This is a genomic window from Legionella sp. 227 (assembly GCF_043161935.1).
Classification (GTDB): Bacteria; Pseudomonadota; Gammaproteobacteria; order Legionellales; family Legionellaceae; genus Legionella; species Legionella sheltonii.
In genome coordinates this window covers 1,071,325-1,088,637 of record NZ_CP171154.1, presented here as the reverse complement: position 1 = coordinate 1,088,637, position 17,313 = coordinate 1,071,325, and the positions used below count along the sequence as shown (strand labels likewise).

The window sequence follows — 17,313 nt, the reverse complement described above, 5'->3', positions numbered from 1 at the left end:
AGATATAATTTTCTGCCCTCCCGATGTGGAAGTAAAAATAATGAACAGGAGTACCGCATGCAGTATAAAAAAATCATATTGGCTCTAGTCTGTTTGTCATCGCCACTCTATGCGGAACATGATCAACAGTTGCAGCGTCAAATTGCTCGTTTGCAAAAGCAAGCAGAACAACTTCAAACTCAATTAAATGCCTTACAAAAGGAACTTGTTTCAAATAAAGTGCCCCGTTCAACTAATACGAATAAAAAGGCAAAGAGACAAGAACCAGCTTCTCCTAAAAAGCATGGAAAAAAACATGGGCATCATAATGCTCATCAAGATAAAATGATTAAATATCATTCATCAACCTTATCCGTACACACTCCTGTAGAGCATCCGGAATCAATAGGATTTTACCCAACGGCCTTAGTTGCGGACAATCGTGTTGTCACCTACATTGCAGGAACGCCCGTAGTCGCATCACCCTATTTAGGGGATAGACCTGCGTTTGATGGCTCTGACTATCTTGTAAATATTTCAAGTATCAACCGCGACATTCGTTTGATGCAACAACGTCGAAGATTATATAGAGCATATCAAAATATGGGATATCCAATCCCTGAAAGACCAATCATTGCGCTCAGTGGTAAAGCCGAACCTGTAGGCATGATCAACAGTAATTATGTTGGAGGTACTAATGTTGATTTAACTCTAGGGTCAAGTGAGTTAGATGTTGCGGCTGCATTAAACCAAAATGTTGAGGCTTATATCGCGATAGCCTATGATGCCAGTCCACCTGAGGTTGGCCCAAGAATTAATAATTCAGCATTTAACTTAAATATGGGGTTTGTGAATATTGGTAATCTGGATAAAACTCCATTTTACTTTACAGCAGGGCAATTGTATGTTCCTTTTGGGCGTTATTCCAGCTCCATGATTAGCTCGCCATTAACTTTGGATATGGCACGAACGAAAACAAGGCCATTTATTCTCGGTTATAAATCCCAAGAAGATACAGGGCCATTTGTCGCGACTTACATCTATCGAAGTGACACCACACTAGGAAGAGCTGGTGTAGGTGGGGTGAATGCGGGATATACCTATGCATTTAACGAAATTCATGGTGAGGTGGGCGCAAGCTACATTAGTTCGATTAATGATGCGGCAGGAATGCAAAGTACTGCTCCCAACCCAGGAACTTTCGGTGGTTTTGGTTCCTTGCTTAATGGAAATGAAGCAGTCCGTAAAACCCAAGCAGTTGATGTGTACGGTAACTTAGGATTTGACCGCTTTAACTTTGCTGCTGAATGGGTTGGTGCAGTCGAGGCATTTAGGGCCCAAGATTTAAGCTTTAATGGTCGAGGTGCGCAGCCTCAGGCATTGCAAACTGAAGTTGATGTGACATTTAGAGCATTCAGTAGACCCTCATCCATAGGGGTCGGTTATCAATGGACGAAAGACGCACTGGCTTTAAATCTTCCAGAACAACGTTTTATCGGCGTATTTAATATTTCTATTTGGAAAGATACTGTAGAAAGCATCGAATACCGACATGAAATAGATTACGGGAAAAATCAATTTGCTAATGGTGCAGCACCTCCAGGACTTGTAAATGCACCTACAGTGGGAACAGGTGGCACGGCGGATACTGTTTCGGCTCAAATTGGAGTTTATTTCTAAAAAATCTATCCCTCAGAAATGGATTGGCGGTATTGTAGGTTAGGCCTTGGCCCAACAAAAAATCCCTAGCGAATATGTACTAAGGATTTGGGACCAAAGCCCAACCTGGTTATACAGGCTACGATATCTCATCACAAGAAACGAATCTTAGAGCAATCAGGTTGCCCGCAAGGTACGCCGCAATAAAGAATACAAACTGTGCTATCTTTTATCATATACGGGGTATTTCATAAAGGAAAGGAGCATGTGTAAATCGTACAGCATGCCAAGGTCCAAACTCACACCTTCGGGTATCATGACATTTATATTCCAGCTCGGTTTGTTAGCTATTTTATTCATCTATTCCTCTGCTTACGCATCAAAAGTGATTGAACTCAATATCAAAGGACCAATTGGTCCAGCTACCGTAGACTATGTGGTACGTAATATTGATAAGGCACAACAAGCAGATTTAATCCTGATCACTCTTGATACTCCAGGAGGGCTTGATGAAGCCATGCGTTCCATAATTCAAAAATTTTTATCATCGAATATTCCTATCGTAACTTATGTTAGCCCACATGGTGCGCGTGCAGCCAGTGCCGGAACCTATTTGCTTTATGCCAGCACTTTGGCCGCTATGGCACCAGGAACTCAATTGGGAGCAGCAAGCCCCGTCAATTTAGACGCCTCAGGTTTTGGCAGTGAGACCTCCAATAAGCAAACAACCATGGAGAAAAAAATTACTAATGATGCTGAGGCAACACTACGCTCATTGGCCCAGCTCAGAGGACGAAATCCTGATTTTGCACAAAAGGCTGTTAAGAATGCAGAGACCTTAACCGCTACAGAAGCTTTAAAAGCAGGAGTCATTAACTACATTGCAACGGATGAAAAAGACTTACTGACGCAGTTAAATGGTGTATCAGTAATGCAAAACAATCAAAACATCAAACTCAATACCAGCAATCCACACATTCAGCGCATTGAGCCTGATTGGCGTACCCGATTTTTATCAATAATTACTGATCCGACTGTGGCATATCTGCTGTTGTTACTAGGAATATATGGTATTTTTTTTGAATTGGTCAATCCAGGACATCTATTTCCCGGAGTAATTGGTGTTATATCAATGTGTATTGCACTTTATGCATTCCAATTATTACCGATTAATTATGCGGGCTTTTTCCTTATTGTGTTGGGAATAGGGTTTATCATCGCGGAAGCATTTATACCCGCATATGGATCTTTAGGTGGCGGCGGGACAATTGCATTTATTATTGGTTCTATCATGTTACTAGATACAAATAATGCGTTGTACCACATCGCTTGGTCGGCAATAGCGGCTATGGTGTTAGTGAATATTCTGCTGTTTGTGCTCTTGCTCGGTATGGCAATAAAAGCAAGACGGCAGCGAGTAAAACATGGTGTAGCTGTATTGATAGGAGCTAAAGGACGCACACTTGGCGACATTAATCTAGAAGGACAAGCAATGATTCATGGAGAAATTTGGAGCGTTCGTTCAAAAAAATTTATTGCCGTAAACAAATCAATAACAGTCATTGCAACTTCGGGTCTAGTCTTGGAAATCGAAGAAGATGCAGCGAATCAAGGAGGGTAAAAATGGGACCTTTTTTAACGGTAGTCGTAGTGCTGATCCTGCTGCTTTTGATATCAGCAGTAAAAGTATTTAGAGAATATGAGCGGGGCGTCGTGTTTATGTTAGGTCGCTTTTGGCGAGTTAAAGGACCTGGTTTAGTACTGATTATTCCAGTAATTCAACAAGTGGTACGAGTCGACTTACGTACCATCGTTATGGATGTTCCCAGCCAAGACGTAATCTCCAAAGATAACGTTTCTGTGAGGGTCAACGCCGTCTTATACTTTCGTGTCGTGGCACCAGAAAATGCAATTATCCAGGTAGAAAATTATTATGAAGCAACCAGCCAATTGGCACAAACGACACTACGTTCTGTGCTGGGCCAACATGAACTGGATGAAATGCTTTCCGAGCGCGAACAGTTAAATAGTGACGTACAAAAAATATTGGATGCACAGACAGACAATTGGGGCATCAAGGTGTCCAATGTCGAAATTAAGCGCGTTGATTTGGATGAAAGTATGATTCGTGCTATTGCCAGACAGGCGGAAGCAGAACGCGAACGACGAGCTAAAGTGATTCATGCCGAAGGAGAGTTGCAAGCCTCAGCAAAATTATTGGAAGCGTCACAAGTATTGGCAAAGCAGCCGCAAGCGATGCAGTTACGTTATTTGCAGACCTTGGCCGCTATAGCCAGCAATAACAACTCAACAATTGTGTTCCCAATGCCGATGGAGCTGGGTGATATTTTATCCAATATGGCATCAAGGAAACCATAACTTAAATCAGGACTATAGCCTGGGTGAGGCAAAGTGATACCCGAGTTTTGCGACGCGTCACCCAGCTACAAGCTGACAAGCCTCGAAAGCAGTGTATTTTGGGGAGATTAAAAAACTCTTCGTGGTTTTAATGTAAAGGAAATTTTAGTAAGAATACTTATGGTTGGTAACAGAACTATGTATGAAAGTATTTCAATTATTTTAAATAAATACTTTTTTTTCCCTTCTGCTAAGGCATAATTTCGACTAAATTTTTCAAATAATGGCCAATCGCAAATTTTAAAACCATTCGGTGATTTATATCCCATAAAAAAGTAACCCGTAAAATATCCATAAAATTGATAGAATTTTCGAGGATAAAAAATATAGGTGGCCGCAGCTGAGGCTTCAAGATAGGTCGTATAATGCCAACAATTTTTAGGCAAAAATATCATATCTCCTCGTTCAAGCGTGATGTCATACCCTTCTGCCTGGTTTAATCGTGGAAATTGTTTCGATAATAAATCCCATGGCTGGCCGAATTCCACCAAACTGTCACCAACGAAAGGAAGCTTATAAATAAAGTGGCTTTGATCCTCAGTGAATAATAACAATTGTTTTTTGCCACTTAAGCATAAATGAAGATTACAACAATGCTCTCTATCAAAGTGGATTTCTGTATGTGCCCCTCTACCGCCAAAAAAATAAATAACTTTCAGTTTCTTATTAAAGTATCTAGGCCGAAGTGGAATTTTTTGCCAAAGAGGTACATGTCGTTCTATTGCTTTAGAATGTAGCGGAAAAGTCTGGCCAAAAATTCTATACGGCATATTATTTTTAATTTGAGACATGACCGTAGTAAAAGGGCCGCTATCATAGGATTTCCAACTGTTATTTTCGTAGGTATCATAGGTTATTATTCCTTCAAGAAGGTTTTCAAAATAATCTATAGAAAACTTGTCGGTAAAATTTTTTATTTTTATTAAAATAGGTTCTTTTGATCGATAAATAAGATGCTTAATGTATTCTTCTTGGCCATATTCGTACTCAACTTCTTGTATTTTTTTTATTTTCATCTTTTAACCTTTTGAATAAGATAATAAAAATAATACTTTTTCCCCCAGAATTTTTCTTTTCGGGCGTATTTTGCAACGTAATTCAGTGCGGGATTTTTAAATCTAATTTTCCACCATGGAAGAAATATTAATCCACAGACCGCTGCAATAGTTGGAAGTTCGGATATAAATTTACTTACATCATCCCCAACAATAGACAAGGCTTGCCTATAAAATGCTTCTTCATTAACAATTAAACGTTGATAAAGAGAGGCTTGTACTTGCTTGGTAATATTAGTTTTTTGAATTATTTTCAATTTGCCGCTGTTTTTAATAAATCGTTCTAATTTGTTTGATTGATCTTTATTTTTGAAATAATGATCTGCATAACAAAAAAATCCCCCTAAAGACAAGACGCGTTCAACTTCAGAAAAAAATTCGTCAATTCGAGGATAAAGATGAGAGCTTTCAAGATTGATAACAATATCAAAGCATTCATTTCCTAATGGCAGATTTTCCGCATCTGACTGAATATAATTCACTTTATCTTGCTCGTAGAAATGTCGATTGGAATTGATTACTAATCGGTTAACCAAATCGACACCTAATGCATAATCAGTTTTTAATAGTTGAGAACTTGCTTTAAGACCAAGACCATTACCACTCCCTATTTCAAGTAATCTCCTATTAAAAAATTGAGTTTTTATTAATGGTCTAATCAGGGTATAAAGAAGCAATTGTGAATAAATATCTTGTACCTCAGATATTTTGGAAAAATCAAAATTTAATTCTTTATATTCTTCATGGATTTTTGTATCCCATAAGCCTAAGTTCAAAAATACTTTATTATGATGTAATTGACCAAAAGTGTTATAACTGTCTTGAATCAGTTTTTTCATTAATTTGATTTCCGAGAGATCCAGGTAATGATGTCTCATTACGAAGCCGATTTGTCTAGCCGCATGGCTATAACTTGGGGTTTCTTCATCCATTTATATCAAGTAGTTATGTCAGTCATATAATAAGTATAAACGATTTTATTCAAGAGAAAGGATTCCATAGAAAGTCATGAATCTTTTGGCGCAATATAAATACAATCTTTCGTTTATCCTGCTTTTATGATAGAACACTCCTTTTGAAGAATTTATGAGGTTTTTACTGTGTCGATCAAATCAGATAGATGGATAGAAAAAATGGCGCTGGAGCATGGAATGATCTCTCCATTTCAACCCGGACAAGTGCGTGAAAATAATAATGGAAGAATTATTTCCTACGGCGTATCCAGCTATGGATACGACGTTCGTTGTGCTAATGAATTTAAAATTTTTACTAATATTAATTCTGCTATCGTGGATCCTAAAGCGTTTGATGAAAACAGCTTTGTCGATGTGCAATCGGATGTATGCATCATTCCGCCTAACTCGTTTGCCTTGGCGAGAACGGTAGAGTATTTTCGAATTCCACGTAATGTTTTAACCATTTGCCTAGGCAAATCTACGTATGCACGTTGTGGAATTATTGTTAACGTGACTCCTTTAGAGCCGGAATGGGAGGGGCATGTCACTTTGGAATTTTCAAATACTACTACATTGCCTGCCAAGATTTATGCCCATGAAGGCGTGGCACAAATGTTATTTTTAGAGGCCACAGAAGTGTGTGCTGTTTCATATCGCGATCGTGGCGGCAAATACCAAGGGCAAACGGGTGTTACTCTACCGCGGACTTAAGGATACGTTATTCTGAGGATATGGGGATCTTCAGCATGGAACATGAGTAGGATGATAAGATGCTCAAATAGGAGATCCATCATCCTAAACGCCTCAGGATAATGATGTCTTGCCGAGCCGGGGTTATGGTCTGCGTCCTTCCCCGGGGCTGCAATTGGAGGCCATAGCGAGCAAGAAACAGATGCGCCTATTCTTCATCAGGTAATTTATATTTATCTCGTGATGCATCAACGCGCTCACGTAATTCTTTTCCTGGTTTAAAGTGCGGACTGTATTTCGCTTTAGTCACAACTTTTTCACCCGTCTTGGGATTATGAGCATTTCGTGGAGGTCTATAATGGAGAGAAAAGCTGCCAAATCCCCTAATTTCTATTCTTTGATTTTTAATAAGTGCTTCACTCATTAATTCCAATATCTTATTTATACCATCAGCAACTTGCTTTTCAGTAAGATGCGTCATTCGAGCAGCGATTTGTTCAATGAGTTCCGATTTGATCATACCCACCTCGTGTTGTCGCGTGTTTCAAAGTCTGCTACCAATAAAGATTAGGCGCTGACAATTGTCCCTTGTTTTATTAGTATAGACCGGGAAAAAAATTATTCAATCTTTTCAAGACAGTTAGTCGCCGTAGTTTTTCTAGAGTGGATGTAGGCAAAAACAACTCCCCAACTCATTTCAACTTGAGTACGTTTTATCAAAGTAAAATGTGTAGAGGATAATGCTCTGCTGGTGGTAATGATCGTTTTAAGATGCGATAAATGATCAAGCTTAGCGCAGAGCTTTTCCCATAGAGGTCCAAAAAAAGCAGTAGAATTTATAAAAACAAGCGTTGCCTCGTTTAAATTCACTTCAAGAAAATCACCTAAAATGAATTTAATTTTTTTTGCCTGCATTGCATAATTTGTTATGTTTGCTAATTCTTCGGCTTGTTTGCATGCTGCAGAATATAGTTCGGGAAACAATTCAATTCCTACACTTTTGCGTACAGGGAAGACCATGCTACAAGCCAGTACTGCTTTACCTGTTCCGGAACCTAGATCATAGAATACAGTTGTTTCATCGGGGTTAGTTAAGGATAAAAGAGCGATGAATGATGAAAATTCGATTTCTCCATAAGCATATTCCATTGCATCGTTTGCTTGACGTGCATTCTGTGACAGTATAAACCCATTGACATTTGTGTAGAGTTGGTGGAACACTTGAGCGTGTTTTTGTAAATTTAATGATTTTTGCCAGCGAATTACATGGAATTGCCTTCTTCGGAGCCGCACATGAATGAGCAGGGTAAAAAGTATAAGAAGTAAGCAAAAAAAATAGGGTATCCAGTGGTTCAAAATAATCCTTTAATTATGTGCCATTCCAAATTAGGAATTGTTAATACACCTGGTTTATTTCGTTTTATAATGCATTTCCTATGGAAGTACGCCGCTTTGATAGAAAAGATTATAAAGGATGTACGGAACTTTCCTTAATGTAGTTTGCCGAAATTTCATATAAACGCAAAGTATAAAAGACATTGATCACTGTCTTATTATTGTGTAATCGAGTAAAATTACAGCATCTAGTATAGAATTATAATGTTAAGTATAATTTTATTACTATAATTTTATTTTAGAAAAGTGAGCACCATTGTAAATTTATGCTCATGAGGTTTGTAAGTTAATATTTCCTTAATTTTGATTCATTAGAATGAAATTATATTGAGGGATGGGAGAGTATTATGGCGGGTTTTTTTAGTACCAGAGCTTATGTGCATCATGAGCCAAAGCCACGTGCAGAATACAATTTTATCAACGTGGGTACAGAACAATTTCATGCTGTTGCGGTGGCGATGATCGATTCGTTACAAAGTACTTCCCATCGGGGTAATGATGCTACCTTGAAAAAAATTTTGGAGCGTTTTTATCTACACTTTCCCAAATACATCAGCAACCAACCTTATTTAACACTCCCGGAACGGATGGGGATGTTACTCAATAGTTCTCGTAAGTCAGAATTAGTCGAATGTATGGCTTATGTTTTGCGGCAGTTGGCAGTGGACGAGCTCTATACCCATCCATTGATGTATCGTGAGGTGTTTGATGGATTAAGTGCGGAAACTCCCAAAAGTTATTTGCGTGATCCCACAGTGCAATTACCAGCGAGTGCTTTAAATGCCCTGGCTCAGACACTGGGGATTAGTATTACATTATCTTTTAAAGAACTCGGAAAGGAACTGAGGAAAAAAGAAGTATATGATGGAGAAGCATAATGCATAAAATGAATTTAGTGATTCAAGTTCAAGGGGAAGGACAGCAAGAACGGTATTTCCCTGCGGTAAAGCAAGGACATGAGAAAGATTTTGCCTATGTGGGGCAATTAGCAATTAATCCGCCTGAACCTGTTGAAAATACAAAGGAGCAGGGGGAAACTCTCCATGACATAATTCACCTAATCGAAGAGGACAATAAACAGCTGTTGCATTCTTATGATACCTATCGCACCGCCATTTTTAGCACGGCTCGAGATGAAGAATTAACCCCCGAACTGTTACACAAGCGGTTAAGAGAACTCTACATCAAGCATTTACCTCAAACGAACAATACTGTATCTGTGGCCGCTTTAGAGCAGTCCATAAGAAAGCCAGTTATTGCTGATGCCCCCGAGAAAGGGGAACAACAAACGATTAAGCTATTGGTAAACGCTTTATCAGACTGGATTACCACAAAGCAAGTTGATCCGGATACCATATTTGATGAGCTAGAAAAGCGCTCTACTGTTGGATTGAGTAGGTAACTTAGCCCGGGTTAGACGCAGTCGTAATCCGGGGTTAAGACCATTTCCGTACTAAATAGTAAAGTTTATAAAAATCCCTGTTCTTTCATCCATTCATCATGGGCAAATTTAGACATATAATTGCGAATGGAGTCAGGTAAAATAACCAGACATTTTTGTCCTCTACTTAAAGATTTTGCAGCTTGCAGTGCGGCCCACATTGCTGCCCCGGAAGAGCCTCCTACCAGTAGCCCCTCCTCACGAATTAAATCCCTTGCAGTTCGAAATGAATTAAGATCATTTGTTTTAATATATTTATCGATTAAATCATTATCTAAAACCTCTGGAAAGAAGTCATAGCCTATGCCCTCTACCGCATAGGATTTAATTTCGGTTCCACCACCAAGAATAGAGCCCTCGGGATCAACGCCAATGATTTTAATCTCCGGATTATATTCCTTAAGGCGTCTAGCAATACCAGTAATTGTGCCGCCAGTTCCTACTCCGGCAACAACCATGTGTAAGTCCTTGCCAAAATCATCAATAATTTCCTGGGCGGTACCATGATAGTGCGCATTAGGGTTATTCGGATTGGCATATTGATCAAGAATATAGGAATTAGGGATTTCCGCATTCAGTCTTTTAGCTAAAGAAATATGACTTTCCGGATCATTATAAGCTGCCTCTGTTGGGGTACGGTAGATCGTCGCTCCGAGGAGCTCAAGAACGGATTGTTTTTCCTGACTCATTTTCTCAGGCATAGTAATTATTACTTTGTAACCTAATATCGCACCTGCGAGGGCAATACCTATTCCTGTATTCCCAGAAGTAGGTTCAATCAGTGTATAACCTGGCTTAATATGCCCATCTCGTTCTGCATTAACAATCATTTCATACCCGATACGATCTTTAACGGAACCACCTGGATTAAAAAACTCACACTTTGCATACAACTCACAATCGAGCTCACGGCCAAGACGATTAATTTTTACTATGGGGGTTTGTCCTATGGTGGCAAGAATATTCGGATAGATCATATTAGTCCTTTATTGAAGAGTAGTTTGCTTTTGATTATATGGGTTTTAATCAAAAAAAAAAATTCTTGTATGATTTGGGTGGTGATTTTAAAGTTTTTGATTTATATTTAATTTTCGAAAACTAACAAAGCAGGGAGCTGGATATGTTTAATTTAAAATCACTTAAGTGGTGTTTTGGTATTGCTTTGTCTCTAGGCTTGTGTGCATGCATGGATATGCAACGTTCAGAACATGCTAATAATAACGCTCAATACTATGAGCAAATGAATGCCCAGAACAAACAAAAAGCAGAGAATAAGGCCAAAGCCCAAAAGACTTATGCTTCAAAAGATCCTACTCAAAAAGCAACCCCAGGACCTAAGCGAAATGCTGCACCACAAATTCCTGTAATACAATAATGATTTTCTCCGGGTTACGGCGTGCGCCTAACCCGGGTCATGACGTAACCATCAGGTTTACTCCCTTTAAAAACTTGCAATCATCTCAATCGAGATGTTAGCTTATTTATTGTTTGTTTCTTTCAATGGACTGATTTTTACTCTATGAAAAAAGTATATCGAATTATAGGGACTGCTATAGGCACAGCCTTTTTTTTACTCACTAATAAAATTTTTGCTGTGAATCCGACGGGAATCATTACTCCTTCAGTAATCAACAAAAGCACTACTACCAATCCGAAAGAAATTCCTTTAAAAAAAGCGCTAGCAAAAGCAACATCAACTCAAGTGCCAGAAGACAGCGAAGAGGCTAAAAAATTATATAAAGAACGTCTAAAAAAAAATCCGGGTGATGAAGATGCGCGTCTTCTTTTGGCGAATTATTATATAGCAAAGAGGCGTGATTCAACTGCCCTTAGGGTGATTAAACAAGGATTGCGGCTTAATCCAAACAGTGTACTCTTGCTGATGAAATTAAGCGATATCCAGACGTACCTTACCGCCTATGCTCCTGCGATCGCAACCAACAAAAAAATACTCACCTTAGATCCGAGCAATGTCTATTCGAAGCAATATTTATCCGATGTAAACCAAGTTATTCCTCGTTATGTCTACGGTGTGAATGAAGTCGGTTTTACCACAGATAACTCATATGTTACTGGTTTCCATCAGATTTGGGATTATTCTTCACTCTATTACACTCGAGATACGAGCTACGGTCGATTCGGTGGCCGTATTAATTTTGCAGCACGACAAGGATTCACTGCGCCCCAATATGAGTTGGATTTTTCACCTGTGCTTAATCGGGATGTTTCATTTAACTTGGTTGCCACGTATGCGAATCAACCTAATTTATTTTCTGATTACTCCTATGGTGGACAGGCAAACATTAGTTTGACGAGCTCTCTCCAGTTTACGGGCGGCGCAATTTATTCGAACATCGCACCTACTTTTTTTATGACCTATATTGCAGGATTAAATTATGCTGTAGGTAATTATTTGTTGAGCGTTACTCCTTACTATTTTGTCCCACAAACCAATGTGAAATCAGTGTTAATGACTGGAGTGATCAAACGTTTTTTTGCCACTGAGGATCATTCCATTTCTTTAACTGTGGGTATAGGCCATAGCCCTGACTTGGCAAATTTGACGACGGTTAATTTTATTGTGCTAAAGAATGATTTTGCAAATCTGCTCTATGAATTTCCAATATTAGCACACCGCCTAGTTGTTGATTTACAGATTGGATACCAACGCTGGGAATTTCCTACAGGCGAAATAAATAATTTTTATGATACCTTAGTTGGTTTGAAATATCGATTTTAAGTCGCTTGCATAAGTTGGACCTGACGGCCCAACTCTTACATTCTAAACTGACTAAAAGGAACGCTGGTGTTTATTTCATCTTCTCTTGCTTGGCGCTCTTCTGCCATTTCTGTCTGAATTTGCATTAATTCCAGCCCATCTTTAATCATTTCATCTCGTACCGCTTGTCGGGAGGCACGATTTCCAAAGAAGCTGACTTTTTTCTTACTCGCCTTTTCGATTAACTGATGAGATGTTCGTGCATTTTTGTGATCTTGATCGATTGATGCAGATTTTTGAACCACAGGGATTTCTCTTTTATGTTTCATACTTGAACCTTATTTTCCTATAAGTTTTTTATTAGTTTCATCCTTACATTACTTTTGAAAGCAAAGTCCATTTCTACTTCAAATCAGTTAATTGAATGACCTAGGTTCTCCTTTTTTAAAGAGATCACGCCTTCAAATTAACAGGGGGGCAAACTATGCAACAGATTGGCATCGATTTTCAAGTGATTTTTCTAGGTGCTGCTGACAATTCTAATCTCTTGGCTAAAGTGAGATGGAATTTATGTGCTGTCAACAGCCCCTAATGAATTACTGCGGAGCGATCATTTCTTCGGGTCTTACTAATTCCGCGAAACGCTCAGCGGTCAAAATGCCAAGTTTAACTGCTGCTTCTTGTAAGGAAGAATTGTCTTGGTGTGCCGTTTTAGCGATTTTTGCGGCTTTATCATAGCCTATGTGTTGGTTAAGTGCCGTGACGAGCATTAACGAATGATGCAGATAATAGTCAATCACTTGATGATTGGCCTCGATTCCTTCGGCACAAAACTCTTGGAATGAGTGACAGGTATCGGCTAACAAATTGAGAGAATGCATTACGTTAAAGATGATCACCGGTTTAAACACATTCAATTCAAAATTACCTTGGCTATCAGCGATACCCACCGTTGCATCATTTCCCAGCACTTGCGCGCAAACCATAGTCATGGCTTCGCATTGGGTAGGATTGACTTTTCCAGGCATAATTGAAGATCCAGGTTCATTTTCTGGAATGATCAATTCCCCAATACCGCAACGTGGGCCAGAAGCTAACCAACGAATGTCATTCGCAATTTTCATTAAAGCACAAGCCAATGCTTTCATGGCACTGTGGGCATTAACCAATGCTTCGTGTGAGGCCAGTGCAGCAAATTTATTCTCTGCGGTAACAAAAGGTAATTGGGTTATCTGCGCGATGTGTTTGGCAACCTTTGCGGCAAATTGTGGATGAGTATTTAAACCAGTTCCTACGGCAGTTCCCCCTGCAGCTAATTCGTAAAGTTCAGGCAATGCCCCTTCAAGACGTTGCAGGCAAGCATCCAGCTGGGCAACATAACCAGAAAATTCCTGCCCTAAAGTGATTGGCACGGCATCTTGTAAATGAGTTCGGCCTATTTTGACTATATCTTTGAATGCTGCCATTTTAACCGCCAAGGCATCACGCAAACTTTTTACTGCGGGGATTAATTTTTTATTAAAAGCAATGGCTGCGGCAATATGCATTGCTGTCGGGAATGTATCATTCGAAGATTGAGACATGTTCACATGATCATTAGGATGAATAGGTGATTTACTACCCATGGTTCCGCCAGCCAGTTCAATTGCACGATTTGAAATGACCTCATTGGCATTCATATTTGATTGCGTGCCACTTCCCGTTTGCCATACATGCAAAGGAAAATGCTCGTCTAGCATTCCTTTACTCACCTCATCGGCAGCCTGAATAATTAAATCTGCTTTATCTTTAGGTAACTTGCCTAAGTCCAAATTGGTCAATGCGGCGGCTTTTTTTAAAATACCAAAAGCGTGAGTGACTTCACGCGGCATAATGTCCTTGCCTATATTAAAGTGATGTAATGATCGTTCAGTCTGTGCACCCCAATATTTGTCGGCAGGGACAGCGATTTCACCCATGCTATCAGATTCTATGCGTGTTTTGCTCATGGTTTTTAATTTCCTTAGACCCTAGTGAAATAAAAAATTCTAACACATAGGGCAAAAATAAGTAATTTTTGTTATAGTATTGGCATAATTATCGATACGTAGACTGGGTTAGGGTAAGCCGTAACCTGGGAACAGTGATAGAAAAACCAGGCTCTTTGCCTATAAACCCGGATTACACTGAGCTAATTCGGACTTACAAAGCCTCCAGGCAACATAAGAGAACCACCAGCACATGAGAGCAGTACGTATTTATCAATCTGGAAACTACCATACAGGCCAACATTTAGAATTATCTCCCGAAGCCAGTCAACACGTTGGGGTTGTTTTGCGTATGCAGATCGGCGAAAAGATCACTTTATTTTCTGGTGATGATCGTGAGTTTGACGCGACTATAGTTGCTGTGAAAAAAAAACAGGTCACTGTCGTAATTGGCTCGGTAAGTAAGGTGAGTCGTGAATCACCATTGGCTATCCATTTGGCTCAAGCTATTTCCAAGGGGGAACGCATGGAGTTCGTCATGCAAAAAGCAGTCGAACTCGGTGTGACCAGCGTTACTCCTCTTATTACGGAGCGTTGTGTCGTCAAATTAGATAAGGAGCGAATGGCAAAAAAACTTCATCAATGGCAGGCGATTATCATTGCCGCGTGTGAACAATCAGGAAGGAATCAAGTTCCTGTAGTAAATCCACCTATCACTTTAGAACATTATGTCCGTGAGGTTGAAGTTGGATTAAAATTGATCTTGCACCCAGGTGAGAATAAAAATTGGCGAGATTATATGATTGGATCTGCTGCGATTGCATTGCTTATTGGCCCGGAAGGAGGATTAAGTGAGCACGAGGTTCAATTGGCGTGTCAGCATGGATTTCAACCTTTATCCCTAGGGCCAAGAATTTTACGCACAGAAACCGCTGCGATTACAGCACTAAGTGTGTTGCAAGCGATAGGCGGTGATCTATAATAGTACTTGTAGTCAGTCTCTCTCAATGCGAAAATCTAAAAGCATAATGGTACTAATAAATATATTCCTTGATGCAGAGTGAGTTTGGCGATTAACTTATTTTAAACAACAGAGGTTGACTCATGAGTGATCTTATTAAAACAATATCAGATGCAAGTTTTGAACAGGATGTAATCCAAGCCAATAAGCCTGTTTTAGTTGATTTTTGGGCAGAGTGGTGTGGGCCATGCCGCGCATTGACCCCTATATTGGAAGAAGTGGCTGCTACTCATGGTGAGCAGGTAACTTTTGCCAAGATTAATATCGATGAGCATCCACAAACACCGGCAAAATTTGGTGTGATGAGTATTCCAACATTGATTTTATTTAAAAACGGTCAGGTTGAAGCTGTTAAAATGGGTTTGCTTTCAAAATCTCAATTAAGTGCTTTTGTTGAGAGCCACGTTTAATTTTTTATTTTTCTATATAAAAAATGTTGTATCTTTTAGTAAAGCTGTGATAGCCTGTTGCAATATGTGATATAATGTAAATATATCACATAGGCAGCAGAATCCTTAGCTGCTATTCTTGAATAATATTTTTCCCGGATATCCAATTCGAAATTAATCAACCAATCAAGTGAGAAGTATGAATCTTAGTGAACTTAAGCAATTGCCTATTGCCGATCTCTTTAACATCGCACAAGAGATTGGTGTCGAGAATCCTTCCCGTATGCGCAAACAAGAAATTATTTTTGCCATTCTTAAGGCCCACGCCTTAAAAGGTGAAGACATCCACGGTGATGGTGTTTTAGAAGTCCTGACTGATGGTTTTGGTTTCTTGCGTTCTGCCGATGGCTCTTATTTGGCAGGCCCTGATGATATTTATGTATCTCCCAGCCAAATCAGACGTTTTGGTTTACGTTCTGGTGATACGATTTCAGGTAAAATTCGTCCTCCCAAAGATAGTGAGCGTTATTTTGCTTTATTGAAAGTTGATGAAATCAATTACGATTCACCTGATAGTGCCAAACGAAAAATTTTATTTGAAAACCTTACTCCTTTATTTGCTACCGAACGCTTGGTTATGGAGCAAGGAAACGGCAGTACCGAAGATTTGACGGCGCGAGTTGTTGACTTGTGTGCTCCTTTTGGTCGAGGACAACGTGGTTTGATTGTTTCTCCACCCAAAGCAGGTAAAACACTAATGCTGCAAAACATCGCACGTTCTATAGAAAAGAATTATCCTGAGTGTTACCTCATCGTGTTATTGATTGATGAGCGCCCTGAAGAAGTAACTGAAATGCAACGTTCTGTAAAAGGAGAAGTGGTCGCTAGTACTTTTGATGAGCCTGCTAACCGCCACGTTCAGGTTGCCGAAATGGTTATTGAAAAAGCCAAGCGCTTGGTTGAACACAAGCGTGATGTGGTTATTTTGCTTGACTCAATCACTCGTCTGGCGCGCGCTTACAATACGGTGATTCCTTCATCTGGGAAAGTACTTACTGGGGGTGTTGATGCCAATGCGTTGCAAAGACCTAAGCGTTTATATGGTGCCGCACGTAATATAGAAGAAGGTGGTAGTCTGACTATTATTGCTACAGCTCTGGTAGACACAGGTTCTAAAATGGATGAGGTGATTTACGAAGAATTCAAGGGAACCGGTAATATGGAAATCCACTTGAGCCGTAATATTGCTGAACGTCGCGTTTTCCCTGCGATTAATATTAACCGTTCCGGTACACGCCGTGAAGATCTGTTATTAAGTCCAGAAGATCTACAACGCACTTGGATATTGCGCAAAATTCTGCAGTCTATGGATGAATGTGATGCGATTGAATTCTTGCTTGAGCGTATGAAGAATCATAAAACCAATGCTGAATTCTTTGATGCAATGAAACGGCAAGAGTAGTACTTATCAAAAATGCAACTTCGGTGAAGGCCCAAAGAGCCGAAACCCGGGAATTGTTAAGCTCCTTTCAGGACTGTCTGCCATAAGTCAAGAAGAAATCCCCTCTCCCTCTCGTGGGAGAGGGGTAGGGGTGAGGGTGATTAAACAATACCCTCATCCGCC

At 39.6% G+C, this 17,313-nt stretch carries 18 protein-coding genes; 11 read left to right on the top strand and 7 right to left on the bottom strand.

Annotated features, from left to right (window positions below; genetic code table 11):
• Positions 1-57 precede the first annotated feature (57 nt).
• From ACF8MK_RS04730 to ACF8MK_RS04720, 3 genes are all read left to right on the top strand, one after another.
• Positions 58-1,659, top strand: a complete 1,602-nt coding sequence (locus tag ACF8MK_RS04730) for an LbtU family siderophore porin (protein WP_392538385.1) — start codon at positions 58-60, stop codon at positions 1,657-1,659.
• 295 nt (positions 1,660-1,954) lie between these two features.
• Positions 1,955-3,259, top strand: a complete 1,305-nt coding sequence (locus ACF8MK_RS04725; RefSeq protein WP_392538922.1) for a nodulation protein NfeD — start codon at positions 1,955-1,957, stop codon at positions 3,257-3,259.
• Between the two features lie 2 nt (positions 3,260-3,261).
• On the top strand, positions 3,262-4,017 hold the full coding sequence (locus ACF8MK_RS04720; RefSeq protein WP_265703652.1) for a slipin family protein: 756 nt from the start codon (positions 3,262-3,264) through the stop codon (positions 4,015-4,017).
• 107 nt (positions 4,018-4,124) lie between these two features.
• Here the strand turns inward: ACF8MK_RS04720 and ACF8MK_RS04715 are convergent, their stop codons facing one another.
• Together ACF8MK_RS04715 and ACF8MK_RS04710 are read right to left on the bottom strand one after the other, a co-directional pair.
• On the bottom strand, positions 4,125-5,072 hold the full coding sequence (locus tag ACF8MK_RS04715) for a cupin-like domain-containing protein (protein ID WP_392538384.1): 948 nt from the start codon (positions 5,070-5,072) through the stop codon (positions 4,125-4,127).
• On the bottom strand, positions 5,069-5,950 hold the full coding sequence (locus ACF8MK_RS04710) for a class I SAM-dependent methyltransferase (protein ID WP_392538383.1): 882 nt from the start codon (positions 5,948-5,950) through the stop codon (positions 5,069-5,071). The genes ACF8MK_RS04715 and ACF8MK_RS04710 overlap by 4 nt, the downstream gene beginning before the upstream one ends.
• 261 nt (positions 5,951-6,211) lie before the next feature.
• Here ACF8MK_RS04710 and dcd point away from each other — a divergent pair, with 261 nt between their 5' ends.
• Complete coding sequence (dcd, locus tag ACF8MK_RS04705; protein ID WP_265703648.1) at positions 6,212-6,778, top strand: dCTP deaminase; 567 nt, start codon at positions 6,212-6,214, stop codon at positions 6,776-6,778.
• Positions 6,779-6,965: 187 nt separating this feature from the next.
• Here dcd and ACF8MK_RS04700 read toward each other — a convergent pair whose 3' ends face one another.
• Entirely contained in the window at positions 6,966-7,277 is a 312-nt protein-coding gene (locus ACF8MK_RS04700; RefSeq protein ID WP_028382383.1) for an integration host factor subunit beta, read from the bottom strand.
• Between the two features lie 98 nt (positions 7,278-7,375).
• Complete coding sequence (locus ACF8MK_RS04695) at positions 7,376-8,113, bottom strand: hypothetical protein (protein WP_392538382.1); 738 nt, start codon at positions 8,111-8,113, stop codon at positions 7,376-7,378.
• A gap of 386 nt (positions 8,114-8,499) precedes the next feature.
• Here ACF8MK_RS04695 and ACF8MK_RS04690 point away from each other — a divergent pair, with 386 nt between their 5' ends.
• Both ACF8MK_RS04690 and ACF8MK_RS04685 read left to right on the top strand, forming a co-directional pair.
• The gene (locus ACF8MK_RS04690; RefSeq protein ID WP_392538381.1) at positions 8,500-9,030 is read left to right on the top strand and encodes a transposase; all 531 of its coding nucleotides are present in this window, start codon (positions 8,500-8,502) and stop codon (positions 9,028-9,030) included.
• Positions 9,030-9,554: a hypothetical protein gene (locus ACF8MK_RS04685; protein WP_392538380.1), complete on the top strand. Its 525-nt coding sequence runs from the start codon at positions 9,030-9,032 to the stop codon at positions 9,552-9,554. Before ACF8MK_RS04690 ends, ACF8MK_RS04685 begins: the two co-directional genes overlap by 1 nt.
• A 65-nt stretch (positions 9,555-9,619) precedes the next feature.
• Here ACF8MK_RS04685 and ACF8MK_RS04680 read toward each other — a convergent pair whose 3' ends face one another.
• The gene (locus ACF8MK_RS04680; RefSeq protein ID WP_392538379.1) at positions 9,620-10,570 is read right to left on the bottom strand and encodes a pyridoxal-phosphate dependent enzyme; all 951 of its coding nucleotides are present in this window, start codon (positions 10,568-10,570) and stop codon (positions 9,620-9,622) included.
• A gap of 143 nt (positions 10,571-10,713) precedes the next feature.
• On the opposite strand from ACF8MK_RS04680, the gene ACF8MK_RS04675 reads away from it, so the two are divergent.
• Both ACF8MK_RS04675 and ACF8MK_RS04670 read left to right on the top strand, forming a co-directional pair.
• Positions 10,714-10,968, top strand: a complete 255-nt coding sequence (locus tag ACF8MK_RS04675; protein ID WP_265703643.1) for a hypothetical protein — start codon at positions 10,714-10,716, stop codon at positions 10,966-10,968.
• A 144-nt stretch (positions 10,969-11,112) separates the two neighbouring features.
• Entirely contained in the window at positions 11,113-12,333 is a 1,221-nt protein-coding gene (locus tag ACF8MK_RS04670) for a YaiO family outer membrane beta-barrel protein (protein ID WP_392538378.1), read from the top strand.
• A gap of 35 nt (positions 12,334-12,368) precedes the next feature.
• On the opposite strand, the gene ACF8MK_RS04665 is transcribed toward ACF8MK_RS04670, so the two are convergent.
• Together ACF8MK_RS04665 and fumC are read right to left on the bottom strand one after the other, a co-directional pair.
• Complete coding sequence (locus ACF8MK_RS04665) at positions 12,369-12,641, bottom strand: hypothetical protein (protein ID WP_392538377.1); 273 nt, start codon at positions 12,639-12,641, stop codon at positions 12,369-12,371.
• Positions 12,642-12,908: 267 nt separating this feature from the next.
• Positions 12,909-14,300: a class II fumarate hydratase gene (gene fumC, locus ACF8MK_RS04660; protein ID WP_392538376.1), complete on the bottom strand. Its 1,392-nt coding sequence runs from the start codon at positions 14,298-14,300 to the stop codon at positions 12,909-12,911.
• Positions 14,301-14,532: 232 nt separating this feature from the next.
• Between fumC and ACF8MK_RS04655 the strand changes: the two genes are divergently transcribed.
• The 3 genes from ACF8MK_RS04655 (at position 14,533) to rho (ending at position 17,151) form a co-directional block, all read left to right on the top strand.
• Positions 14,533-15,261, top strand: coding sequence for a 16S rRNA (uracil(1498)-N(3))-methyltransferase (locus tag ACF8MK_RS04655; RefSeq protein ID WP_392538375.1), 729 nt, complete (start codon positions 14,533-14,535; stop codon positions 15,259-15,261).
• Between the two features lie 122 nt (positions 15,262-15,383).
• The gene (trxA, locus tag ACF8MK_RS04650; RefSeq protein ID WP_058478045.1) at positions 15,384-15,710 is read left to right on the top strand and encodes a thioredoxin; all 327 of its coding nucleotides are present in this window, start codon (positions 15,384-15,386) and stop codon (positions 15,708-15,710) included.
• Between the two features lie 178 nt (positions 15,711-15,888).
• Positions 15,889-17,151, top strand: coding sequence for a transcription termination factor Rho (gene rho, locus ACF8MK_RS04645; RefSeq protein WP_010652211.1), 1,263 nt, complete (start codon positions 15,889-15,891; stop codon positions 17,149-17,151).
• Positions 17,152-17,313: the final 162 nt, after the last annotated feature.

What these genes read in the sequence shown, in the direction of transcription:
- ACF8MK_RS04730 (WP_392538385.1), top strand. Translation starts at nt 58, where the DNA reads ATGCAGTATAAAAAAATCATATTGGCTCTAGTCTGTTTGTCATCGCCA.
- ACF8MK_RS04725 (WP_392538922.1), top strand. Translation starts at nt 1,955, where the DNA reads ATGACATTTATATTCCAGCTCGGTTTGTTAGCTATTTTATTCATCTAT.
- ACF8MK_RS04720 (WP_265703652.1), top strand. Translation starts at nt 3,262, where the DNA reads ATGGGACCTTTTTTAACGGTAGTCGTAGTGCTGATCCTGCTGCTTTTG.
- ACF8MK_RS04715 (WP_392538384.1), bottom strand. Translation starts at nt 5,072, where the DNA reads ATGAAAATAAAAAAAATACAAGAAGTTGAGTACGAATATGGCCAAGAA.
- ACF8MK_RS04710 (WP_392538383.1), bottom strand. Translation starts at nt 5,950, where the DNA reads ATGAAAAAACTGATTCAAGACAGTTATAACACTTTTGGTCAATTACAT.
- ACF8MK_RS04700 (WP_028382383.1), bottom strand. Translation starts at nt 7,277, where the DNA reads ATGATCAAATCGGAACTCATTGAACAAATCGCTGCTCGAATGACGCAT.
- ACF8MK_RS04690 (WP_392538381.1), top strand. Translation starts at nt 8,500, where the DNA reads ATGGCGGGTTTTTTTAGTACCAGAGCTTATGTGCATCATGAGCCAAAG.
- ACF8MK_RS04685 (WP_392538380.1), top strand. Translation starts at nt 9,030, where the DNA reads ATGCATAAAATGAATTTAGTGATTCAAGTTCAAGGGGAAGGACAGCAA.
- ACF8MK_RS04680 (WP_392538379.1), bottom strand. Translation starts at nt 10,570, where the DNA reads ATGATCTATCCGAATATTCTTGCCACCATAGGACAAACCCCCATAGTA.
- ACF8MK_RS04675 (WP_265703643.1), top strand. Translation starts at nt 10,714, where the DNA reads ATGTTTAATTTAAAATCACTTAAGTGGTGTTTTGGTATTGCTTTGTCT.
- ACF8MK_RS04670 (WP_392538378.1), top strand. Translation starts at nt 11,113, where the DNA reads ATGAAAAAAGTATATCGAATTATAGGGACTGCTATAGGCACAGCCTTT.
- ACF8MK_RS04665 (WP_392538377.1), bottom strand. Translation starts at nt 12,641, where the DNA reads ATGAAACATAAAAGAGAAATCCCTGTGGTTCAAAAATCTGCATCAATC.
- fumC (WP_392538376.1), bottom strand. Translation starts at nt 14,300, where the DNA reads ATGAGCAAAACACGCATAGAATCTGATAGCATGGGTGAAATCGCTGTC.
- ACF8MK_RS04655 (WP_392538375.1), top strand. Translation starts at nt 14,533, where the DNA reads ATGAGAGCAGTACGTATTTATCAATCTGGAAACTACCATACAGGCCAA.
- trxA (WP_058478045.1), top strand. Translation starts at nt 15,384, where the DNA reads ATGAGTGATCTTATTAAAACAATATCAGATGCAAGTTTTGAACAGGAT.
- rho (WP_010652211.1), top strand. Translation starts at nt 15,889, where the DNA reads ATGAATCTTAGTGAACTTAAGCAATTGCCTATTGCCGATCTCTTTAAC.